This window comes from Acinetobacter sp. ANC_7511, from assembly GCF_056779975.1.
This window is the reverse complement of record NZ_JBWYIY010000069.1, coordinates 1-208: the sequence shown is the minus strand read 5'-3', so window position 1 is coordinate 208 and position 208 is coordinate 1. Positions and strand designations below refer to the sequence as shown.

General features: G+C 45.7%; 1 protein-coding gene. It reads left to right on the top strand.

The window, feature by feature from the left end; genetic code table 11:
- A partial coding sequence (locus tag AC1M9L_RS14870) for a hypothetical protein (protein WP_481592570.1) occupies positions 1-208 on the top strand: 208 nt, incomplete at both ends.

The window sequence follows — 208 nt, the reverse complement described above, 5'->3', positions numbered from 1 at the left end:
AAGCAGGTAACACAGGTGAATCTCAGCCAGAGAGCTTCGAGGTTGACACAGTAGCACCTGAATTAACCATCGATGAGCTTAAGCCAACAAACGATACTACACCAACAATCTCAGGTAAGACTGAGCCAGGTGCAACAGTAAAAGTTGAAATCTTAGACAAAGATGGCAACCCTGTAGCAACAGGTGATGCGACTGTAGATCCAGAAGG